Origin of the sequence: Aerosakkonema funiforme FACHB-1375 (assembly GCF_014696265.1) — a bacterium.
GTDB classification, from domain to species: domain Bacteria; phylum Cyanobacteriota; class Cyanobacteriia; order Cyanobacteriales; family Aerosakkonemataceae; genus Aerosakkonema; species Aerosakkonema funiforme_A.
The window spans coordinates 1-9,841 of sequence record NZ_JACJPW010000192.1; the positions used below are offsets into that span (position 1 = coordinate 1).

Annotated in this window: 7 protein-coding genes; 5 read left to right on the forward strand and 2 right to left on the reverse strand. The window is 40.7% G+C overall.

Going from position 1 to position 9,841, the window contains the following annotated elements; translation table 11 throughout:
- The first annotated feature begins 439 nt into the window (after positions 1–439).
- A complete protein-coding gene (locus tag H6G03_RS36030; RefSeq protein ID WP_190475556.1) occupies positions 440–1,150 on the forward strand; it encodes a cupin domain-containing protein in 711 nt (236 codons plus the stop codon).
- A gap of 623 nt (positions 1,151–1,773) precedes the next feature.
- Here H6G03_RS36030 and H6G03_RS39085 read toward each other — a convergent pair.
- The gene (locus H6G03_RS39085; RefSeq protein WP_255512313.1) at positions 1,774–1,908 is read right to left on the reverse strand and encodes a hypothetical protein; all 135 of its coding nucleotides are present in this window, start codon (positions 1,906–1,908) and stop codon (positions 1,774–1,776) included.
- Between the two features lie 429 nt (positions 1,909–2,337).
- On the opposite strand from H6G03_RS39085, the gene H6G03_RS36040 reads away from it, so the two are divergent.
- Positions 2,338–3,093: an FkbM family methyltransferase gene (locus H6G03_RS36040; protein WP_190475561.1), complete on the forward strand. Its 756-nt coding sequence runs from the start codon at positions 2,338–2,340 to the stop codon at positions 3,091–3,093.
- Here the strand turns inward: H6G03_RS36040 and H6G03_RS36045 are convergent.
- A complete protein-coding gene (locus H6G03_RS36045; protein ID WP_190475563.1) occupies positions 3,047–3,343 on the reverse strand; it encodes a transposase in 297 nt (98 codons plus the stop codon). The two genes, H6G03_RS36040 and H6G03_RS36045, sit on opposite strands and share 47 nt — an antisense overlap.
- 164 nt (positions 3,344–3,507) lie before the next feature.
- Here H6G03_RS36045 and H6G03_RS36050 point away from each other — a divergent pair, with 164 nt between their 5' ends.
- The 3 genes from H6G03_RS36050 (at position 3,508) to H6G03_RS36060 (ending at position 9,737) form a co-directional block, all read left to right on the forward strand.
- On the forward strand, positions 3,508–3,990 hold the full coding sequence (locus tag H6G03_RS36050; protein ID WP_190475565.1) for a hypothetical protein: 483 nt from the start codon (positions 3,508–3,510) through the stop codon (positions 3,988–3,990).
- Positions 3,991–4,527: 537 nt separating this feature from the next.
- The gene (locus H6G03_RS36055) at positions 4,528–6,423 is read left to right on the forward strand and encodes an AMP-binding protein (RefSeq protein WP_190475568.1); all 1,896 of its coding nucleotides are present in this window, start codon (positions 4,528–4,530) and stop codon (positions 6,421–6,423) included.
- Between the two features lie 20 nt (positions 6,424–6,443).
- On the forward strand, positions 6,444–9,737 hold the full coding sequence (locus H6G03_RS36060; RefSeq protein WP_190475569.1) for a condensation domain-containing protein: 3,294 nt from the start codon (positions 6,444–6,446) through the stop codon (positions 9,735–9,737).
- The last annotated feature ends 104 nt before the right edge of the window (positions 9,738–9,841 follow it).

Below are 9,841 nucleotides of genomic sequence, written 5' to 3' on the forward strand. Positions count from 1 at the left end.
TAATTGTGCCGATGCACGATATGCCTACGGCACGCTGTGCGAAGGCACTCCTGCAAGTGCCTTAACAAAAGTTCATACAGTGTCGATTACTTTTGTCCGACTACTTAGCATCTACCAATAATTCAAACAGCTAGTAATCGAGACCGCAAATTAGGCTCTCCCGAATTTATGGTGATAAAAAAATCTAATGAATATTACCGAGAGCCTGTGCTAGAAGCCTTGTAGGATGGGTTTCTTACTTCAATGCCACTTATTAGCCTCAAACGGCTGGGTTGCCCTCTGTTCAAGCTGAGGAACAAATTAATCAGTAAAATTTATCACCCTAAGTACGGGAGAGCCCTTTTTATATGTACCGTTATGTTACATAATGAATAAAAATTGATTAGGGATATTATCTATACCTAATCAGTTATTGGTCTCACAAGAATCAAAAGTATGTATGGCTGAAACTACAACCGTTAATCCAGCTTGGGAAGCAAAAACAATTAACCATAACTTATCTGTTCGGCTGGCTGTGAAACCTGCCGATATTACTTGGTACAAAACTATCTGTCCAGGAATTTGGTATGGTTGCTTGGAGTCAGATAGCGCAATATGGGATAGTCCATTAACACAAATAACACGCTTTGACCCTGGTGGATTTTTCTATGAACATGGTCATCCTGATGGCGAAGAAATTTTGGTGCTTCAAGGGTCTTTTCAAGATGAAACTGGAGAATATTCCCCTGGTTCCTATCAGCTCAATCCTGAAGGTTTTGTTCATGTTCCCTCCAGCCTAGAAGGTTGTCTCACATTTGTCAAACTCCGTCAGCATGGAGGCGATGGTCGCCAAGCAGTTAAAATAAATATCAATGACTTATCTTGGCAGCCAACTTCCATTCCTCAAATCAAGGTTAAGCCACTTTACCAGCAAGAAGGCTTCCCTGATGAGGTTTGGATTGAGCAATGGGAACCTGGAACTACTTTGCCACAGGTGATAGAACCAAAAATTAGAGAAATCTTTGTGTTACAAGGAGTTTGGGCAGATGAATTGGGAGAATATCCTGCCGGAACATGGCTCAGGTATCCTGCTAATTGTCCTTATATCCCCTCTTCTCCAACAGGTTGTGAAGTCTACGTCAAGACTTATGCTTTCCGTCATCTGAAGTAAACTCTAAAAGCTTTACCGAAAAATTGGGTTGAAAGCCTTACATTTTTTCTGAACAAAACGGGACAACCTTGGCATTTTGAGGCCGTTTATCGGTATGATTGTAGGGCGATCGCATCTAATTTGTGGTTGACAAAACGCTCAAAATATGCACATAAGATCCATTGAAGCGAAATAAAGTCAGTAGACCGAAAAATTTTGCGATCGCTACAGCAGATCTGGTATGTGTCGGCTCTAAGGCTAGGGAGAAATGTATTGTGCAATACATTTTTCCCTGAGACAGCAGCCAAGCAATAGATAACTTATATCAATTGTGGAAACTCAGATTAAAATTTACAGTGGGCAGTCAGACATTTTAATAGGTTCACCAGTAGCAAATCATCACCACTTAGAAATAGATTTTGGCTCTTCCGTACTTAGTGTGCTAATTTAACTTAAATTTATCCTCAAGGCTTTGCCCCGTAAAGCTTTGAGATTATTTACATCCAAAGTTTACCCTATCGCATTACAGTACAAGTGCGATCGCCTTGAAATCGCAGCGAGCTTGGGTTTAGGGTACTAAAAAACAAATGATTTGGCACACTAAGTACGGAAGAGCCAAAAATTCCCAGTTGCTGTCAATTATTTCAATACATTTGTACTACTTGGGTGAGCGATATGCCGATCGGCACGCTGCGCGATCGCACTCCGGCAAGTGCCTTAACAAAAGTTAATACAGAGTCGATTACTTTTACCCGACTACTTACGTTAAGCGATCGCACTGTTATTCATCTTTCTTTACAAAAAAGTTACAAATTATTTACTTAGGACAGATGCTGTTCTATTGACATCTAGCTAAAAAGGTATGTTATGTTGTTTATGTTTGTTACTTAGCTCATTTTTTTACTTTCATCTCATACCCCTTACTCAACAACTTGCTAAATCAGAGTTGATAGCAACATTTGAAAGCTACAGCGGGAACCGCTGTTAGGAGGTACAATAAAATCTAATTCTGGGAGCCAAAGCTAATGAAATCATATTCCGTCGATCTTCGACAAAAAATAGTGAATTCCCAATATTTCGCGCAAAACTTCCAAAGCGGTTCCTAAATATGCGGTTCTTAAATATGATGAGAAAAGGCGAGAATCTTCGATTCAGATAATCACAGTCGCATTTTTCAATGGCTATTAAAAGAAACTATGGAGAATTGTATGATCAAAAAAAATTTAAAAAATTTTTTAAAAACTTATGGCTACACCCTTTACCGTACCAAGAGAATACCTTTTGGATGCGATCTAAAAGAAGATATTACTAGATTATCACCTGATTTGACCATCAAGACAATTTTTGATGTCGGAGCTAATAAAGGACAAACGACTCTTGATTATCGTCGGAAATTTCCTGAAGCCAAAATTTTTGCTTTTGAACCAGTTAGTAAAAGCTTTGAAGCTTTCAAAGCGAATGTTGGCGTTGATTCTAAGGTTTTTTGCTTCAATTTAGCATTGGGTGAAGAAACAAAACAGGAAAAAATGTTAGTTAAAGGAACATCAGGTTCTAACTCTATTTACAGTGCTAGTAAGGTTAATAATCAAACCGAGCAATCTCTAGAAACAGTGAATCTAATTACATTAGATCAGTTTATGGAAGAAAACGAGCATAAAATTGATCGGATCGATCTGTTGAAAATAGATACGGAAGGCTATGAGTGTCAAGTTTTAAGAGGTGCAAAAGCCACTTTACAATCTGAGAAAATTTTATATATTTTCATAGAAGTCACTTTTCGACAGAAAGATAACTCTCATACTCAGTTTTCTACAATCAGTGAAATGTTGGCATCTTATAATTTTAATTTTGTAGGATTATACGATGTATATCCCTTTTGGGGAGGCGGAAATGCTATTGATTACTGTAATGCTCTATTTAAAAGATGGGAAAAAGGGAAAAATTTAAAACTTTGGCAACAATAGTCATAAACTTTGACTTTAAGTCACAATAGTCCATTAATTTGAGTGTTCCTTGGCCAAGATTTTCACTTTCTTCAAATATTTGATGTAATTCTTCCTTTAAAGAGTGCATGACTTCGACTAAAGGAGAAGCTCCTTTAACTTGCTCTAATTTTTTTTGTTGGGAAGATAATTTATTTTCAGCTTTTAGTAATATAGCAAATTTGCGATCAACGCGATCGAGCCAGTAAACCTTGTTACGATCGGCAATCATTAATGCGCCGTTTTGATGTTATTTCTCAAATCTGCGATGGGATGCTCAAACTTGATTGGGGGGCTTATCAAAAAGTTAAAGCATCAGGAATGGCATCATTACAGCACTTTTATTAGTTCTGGGGAGTTAGAAAATACTCTTGATTGTTAGGAAACAAAATTCTTATGGACTTAAGAATGATCGCGTTAGCCACTGTTTGCAGTTTACCGTTTTCTTTATCTCTATCATTGGCAGTAGGAGGGATACCAAAATCAGACCAACCATGTCAAGCTTATTTGGATAGCAGTCAAGGAATTGATGATGAGAAGAACAACTGTCCGATAACGGTAGGAAATTTTTCAATTCGAGGAACTTTTTCTAACTCGAATTGGCAGGCTTCTTTTTGGGTATGGGAACCTGCTTATTACATTCTCCATGTGAAAAACAAGCAAAATGGTAGTACGATTAACTTAACAGGTTTTAATGTTACGGGTACGACAAGCCGACCACAGTACCGATTTACCGATTCCGAGCGGAATGTTAATTATATTGTCACTTTTCGCTATTCAGATCCCAACACGCTCCGATTGGAAATTTATCAAAACAATCGAGCGTTCGCCAATGAATTGCTTGGACGGGAATCAGACAAACTCATTGGTGGGCCTTGATGCAAAGAAAGCTGGCGCTCGTGGTGGACTTTTTATGTGAAGAAGCTAGTGAATAAAGCTCTCAATAAAATGCGTTTAAACTTAGAATTACTCCCTTCCCGCCGTAAGATTATCGATCGCAAGTTACCTGTTGTTCTTTTCTCCCCCACTCTCCCGCTCCCCCACTCCCCCCAAAGCATACATATTCTTTGAGCGGGAAGGGAGTAGCTACTCGCTCGAACTAATTTACAAGGTAATTAATTTGTATAAAATTATACTTTAAACCATCAATCATACGAAATTATACCCAAAAGGCAGTTTAGGGAAGAACTTAGGGAAGCGATCGCGGCAAACAGTTCGGCGAGCGACTGCCAGTGGTGTAAACTTTGCTTAATGGTAGTTCTAGCTATTTAGAGGTGCTATGAAAATTTTTGCTCCCCTCTGTAGCAGCGCGGTTCGCCTTAAATGTGACACCAGTCAGCAAACGTCTTACAAGCTGAAAAAATGAATCGAGAAGTAAAGGCTAAATATAAACCAAAATGTGAAAGTAGAGAAATTATGAATCCTGCCAAACAGCCAATTACAGTTGCCGAACTCATTCAAGTTCAGGCGCAAAATAATCCCGATCGAATCGCAATTGTGGCTCCAAAACGCGCTTCCTTAACTTATGGGGGTTTGCGCGATCGCATCGACCAAACAGCCACCATCCTCAGCACTCTGGGCATTAACCCCAACGATCGCGTAGCCGTTGTCCTTCCCAATGGCCCAGAAATGGCGGTTGCCTTTTTAGCGATCGCCGCGACTGCTACTTGTGCGCCCCTCAACCCAGCTTATCGCGAACAGGAATTCGACTTTTATCTTTCAGATCTCAATCCCAAAGCCTTAGTCATTCAGCCAGGAGTAGGCGAACCTGCTAGAATAGTCGCTAAACAGCGAGGAATTCCAATTATTGAACTTTTTCCCCAATTAGAAGCTGAAGCAGGTAGTTTTAGTTTAATTTCTGAAAATTTAGCCAATCCAACCGCCCAAATTCAGAATCCAGAATCTCATCATATCGCCTTAGTTTTACACACATCTGGCACAACCTCTCGCCCCAAAATTGTGCCGTTGACGCATTCCAATCTTTGCACTTCTGCTAGTAATATTCGCCAGACGCTCAATTTATCTGAAAGCGATCGCTGTCTCAACATCATGCCTTTATTCCATATTCATGGATTAATTGCCGTCTTGCTTTCATCCCTCTACGCTGGTGCTAGCATCGTTTGTAGCCCTGGTTTTTATGCCCCGCAATTTTTCAGTTGGATTGAAGAATTTCAACCCACTTGGTATTCAGCCGTTCCCACGATGCACCAGTCAATTCTGGCACAGACCCAAGCAAATCGCGAGATTATTTCTCACAGCAAACTCCGGTTTATTCGCTCCTCTTCTGCTTCCTTAGCCCCCCAAATCATGGCTCAATTAGAAGCCACTTTTAATGTTCCCGTCATTGAAGCCTACGGGATGACAGAAGCCTCTCATCAAATGGCAAGCAATCCCCTACCTCCCAAAGAACGCAAACCCGGTTCGGTTGGCGTAGCAGCAGGGCCAGAAATTGCTATTATGAACGAGACGGGACACTTACTTTCAATTGGTGAAATCGGAGAAGTTGCGATTAAAGGAGCCAACGTTACTCAAGGTTATGAAAATAATCCGAAGGCGAATACAGAAGCGTTTACTAATGGTTGGTTTCGGACAGGAGATTTAGGATATTTAGATGATGATGGATATCTCTTTTTAAAAGGTCGAATTAAAGAAATTATTAATCGAGCAGGTGAAAAAATTTCCCCTCGCGAAGTAGATGAAGTCTTACTAGAACATCCTGCTGTCGCTCAAGCTCTGACGTTTGCTGCACCCCATACTCTTTTAGGGGAAGATGTTGCTGCTGCTGTCGTTTTAAAGGAAGGAATAACGGTTAGCGAGTTAGAAATCAAAGAATTTGTTGCTCAAAAACTAGCAGATTTTAAAGTTCCTCGCGTGGTTCTATTTCTAGATGAAATCCCTAAAGGGCCAACGGGAAAACTGCAACGGATTGGGTTAGCTGAAAAGCTAGGGCTAACGGCATCGAATCCAACCGCAGATCTAGTAGAATATGCGCCACCTCAGACTATCAATGAAATCAAACTGGCAGAAATTTGGTCGCAAGTGTTAAAAATTGAAAAAATAGGAATCCATAACAACTTTTTTCAACTAGGCGGGGATTCTATTCTGGCTGCTCAAATTGTCAATCGCGTGCGAGAAGCCTGGGGAGTAGAGTTGTCTTTTCTGATATTCTTCCAACAGCCTACAGTTGCGAATATGGCGATCGAAATAGCCCAAATTCAAGCCGAGTCTCTAGAATCTGAAGAGTTAGATGATTTATTGGCTAATATCGAGAGTTTATCTGAAGAAGAAAGTCAAAATCTTTTGAATGAATAAATTTTATATAGATTTAAATTATGAACGATATCAATCAAAGAATTGCCAAATTATCCCCTGCCCAAAGAGCGCTTTTAGAGAAAAAACTTCAAGAAAAAGCTGCCAAATCAAATCATCAACAAAGCATTCCCAAAAGAACCGATGAAAATCCCGCTCCCTTGTCATTTTCTCAAGAGCGAATGTGGATACTAGACCAATTTGAGCCGGGAAATCCCGCTTATAATCGTCCTAGCAATATTCATTTAGTAGGTGTATTGAATATTCCAGCCTTAGAGCAAAGTTTGAATGAAATTGTGCGTCGTCATGAAATTTTACGCACCAGCTTTCCCGAAGTGGGGGAAAAGGCTATGCAAGCGATGGCACCTACTCTTACCATATCACTACCCCTCGTAGACTTGAGCCATTTACCGACTTCCGCACGGGATGCAGAAGTTCAACGCCTTGCAATTCAGGCAGCCCAGCATAGATTTAACCTATCTCAATTGCCTTTAATTAAAGCTACTTTACTGCGATTAAGTGAAGAAGAACATATTTTATTACTGACGCTACACCACATTATTTTTGATGGCTGGTCGATGGGTGTTTTGTTGAAAGAATTGGCTGCATTTTACGATGCTTTTGGAAGCGAAAAACCCTCTCCGTTACCTGCCTTACCGATTCAATACGCAGACTTTGCTAGCTGGCAAAAAGAGCGACTTCAAGGAGAAAAAATAGAGACTCAACTCGCTTATTGGAAAAAACAATTAGGAGACGATTTATCGGTTCTAAAGTTACCAACTGACCGCTCCCGCTCCCATAGTCGCACGTTCCGAGGTGGTAAGGAAGTCCAACGATTGCCCAAAACCTTGAGCGAGTCGCTGAAAGCATTGAGTCAGCAAGAAGAGGTGACGCTGTTTATGACTCTACTGGCAGCGTTTCAGACATTGCTCTATGGTTATACTGGTCAAAAAGATATTACTGTGGGTACTCCGATCGCAGGACGCGATCGCACGGAAATCGAAAACTCGATCGGCTTGTTTATCAATACCCTCGTATTACGCACTTCTCTTGAGGGCAACCCGACATTTCGAGAGTTACTCAAACGAGTTCGAGAAGTTGCTTTGGCAGCAGAGACTCACCGAGAAATTCCGTTTGAGAAACTTGTAGAAGAATTAAAACCAAAGCGAAATCCCCATCAAAATTACTTTTTTCAAGTGCTATTTCAACTCAGAAATCTACCCAAAGAATCGATGGAAGTAGCTGGAATAAAAATGGAAGATTACCCCTTGGAAACAGGGATGGTTATGGTCGATCTCTCCCTAGAACTTGAAGAACAACCTGAAGGGCTATTAATTGTATTTAAATATGACACAGATTTATTTAACCAGGCAACCATCGCAACTATTGGGTGGGATTTCCAGACTTTATTAAGAGATATTGTTGCTAATCTCGATCGACCAATTGCAGAGTTGACTGCCAATTTGTTAGCCAAGCGTCAAACTCAACATCAATCATTTAGCTGTTATTTAATCGGTCATCAATCTTTGGTGATTCCCTGCGCCCAGCATCTTTTGGAAAAAGGACATCAAATATTGGGGATTATTTCTAGCGGTACATCAATTGACCGTTGGGCAACTGACCAAAAGATTCCTCTGTTTCAGGAAAAAGATGATTTAGTCAGTTTTTTAAGTCAGCAACCTTTTGATTATTTATTTAGTATTTATAATTTATCAATTTTGCCAAAAGAAATCTTGAAATTACCTCAAAAATATGCGATTAACTGCCATGATTCACTTTTGCCAAAATATGGAGGACTCAATGCACCATCTTGGGCAATTTTGAATCAAGAAAAAGTGCATGGCATCACCTGGCATCAGATCGACGATCTGGTAGATAGTGGCGATATCTTCAAACAGGTAACAATCGAGATCGATCCAAATGAAACAGCTTTTACCCTGATCGGTAAATGTTATCAAGCCGCGCTGGAGTCCTTTGTTGAATTAATTGATGAATTACAGCACGATACTATCATCCCAATCCCGCAGAATTTAGAGAAACGCAGCTATTTTTCAATTTCCCAAAAACCGAGCCCTGGATGCTTATTACCCTGGCATCGTCCTGCTGAAGAATTGAAAGCTTGGATGCGAGCGTTAGATTTTGGGAATTATCAAAATCTTTTGGGATTGCCGAAATTAGCGATCGCCAATACATTCATCATTGTTTCTCAATTGGAAGTGCTAGAAACAGCTTCTAGCGCTATCCCTGGCACCATTACCGCAATTGAATCGGAGCGTTTAATCGTTGCCACTGGAAGTTATGATGTTGCCCTCACGCAAATGCTGACTTTAGAAGGTAAAACCCTTTCTATCCCTGAGTTGGTGACAAGATTTAGATTACAGATAGGCGACTGCTTTGCAGAAATCGAACCAACTCAAACTCAGCATCTCAAGGAGATCGAAACTGCGATCGCCAAACATGAATCCTTCTGGGTAGAAAAATTAGCCACCTTACAGCCCATCGCTTCACCCGATCGCAATTGGCTTTATGGAAATCAAGATATCTTTTCTCCATTCCCCGGCGAAGAGATGGCAAGCCAAAACTGGCACATTCTACCCGAAATTGACGGCTTTTTAGCAAGTCATTTAAAAGGTTGCAATTTAGAAGAATTTCTCGTCGCTGCTTTCGCCGCCTATCTCGCTCGAACTGTAGAAACAGATGATTTCGATCTGGGATGGAGATTAACAACAAGTCAACGCCCTCATGGGGGGTTAGAAAATTTCTTTGCGGTTGACGTGCCTTTTCATCTCAAAATAGACCTGAAGCAAGGGATAAGGGAAGTCGTTAAGGCAGTGCAACAACAAATGCAATGGGTGGAACGTCGCCAAACTTATCCACGCGACATCCTACTCAGATATCCCGAACTTCAAGAATTACAAAAACTGAGGTTTCAGCATCAATTTCCAGTCACGATCGAACGAGTGGAAACTCTCGATCGCACTTCAAATTTATCGAGAATTGGCTTAACGTTTGTAATTCCAAAGACAGGGGAAAAATGCCGTTGTATATATGACACTGCTGCCTTCGATCGAGAAAGTTTTGACCGCTTTAGCAACTCGTTTACCACATTTGTTCGCAACCTGGTTATCGATAGCGATCGCTCTCTGGCTGAACTGCCTTTAATTTCGGAGCGAGAATGCGAGCGCCTCCTCCAACAGTGGAATTCTCCCTCATCCAATGCTTTGACAAATCTCACCATTCATCAATTATTTGAACAACAAGTATTGCAATGCCCGAATAGCATAGCCGTGCAATTTGAGAATCAAAAGCTTACCTAAGTAGTCGGACAAAAGTAATCGACACTGTATGAACTTTTGTTAAGGCACTTGCAGGAGTGCCTTCGCACAGCGTGCCGTAGGCATATCGTGCATCGGCACAATTA

Coding starts and splice junctions, on each gene's coding strand:
- H6G03_RS36030 (WP_190475556.1), top strand. CDS start 440: ATGGCTGAAACTACAACCGTTAATCCAGCTTGGGAAGCAAAAACAATT.
- H6G03_RS36040 (WP_190475561.1), top strand. CDS start 2,338: ATGATCAAAAAAAATTTAAAAAATTTTTTAAAAACTTATGGCTACACC.
- H6G03_RS36045 (WP_190475563.1), bottom strand. CDS start 3,343: ATGATTGCCGATCGTAACAAGGTTTACTGGCTCGATCGCGTTGATCGC.
- H6G03_RS36050 (WP_190475565.1), top strand. CDS start 3,508: ATGGACTTAAGAATGATCGCGTTAGCCACTGTTTGCAGTTTACCGTTT.
- H6G03_RS36055 (WP_190475568.1), top strand. CDS start 4,528: ATGAATCCTGCCAAACAGCCAATTACAGTTGCCGAACTCATTCAAGTT.
- H6G03_RS36060 (WP_190475569.1), top strand. CDS start 6,444: ATGAACGATATCAATCAAAGAATTGCCAAATTATCCCCTGCCCAAAGA.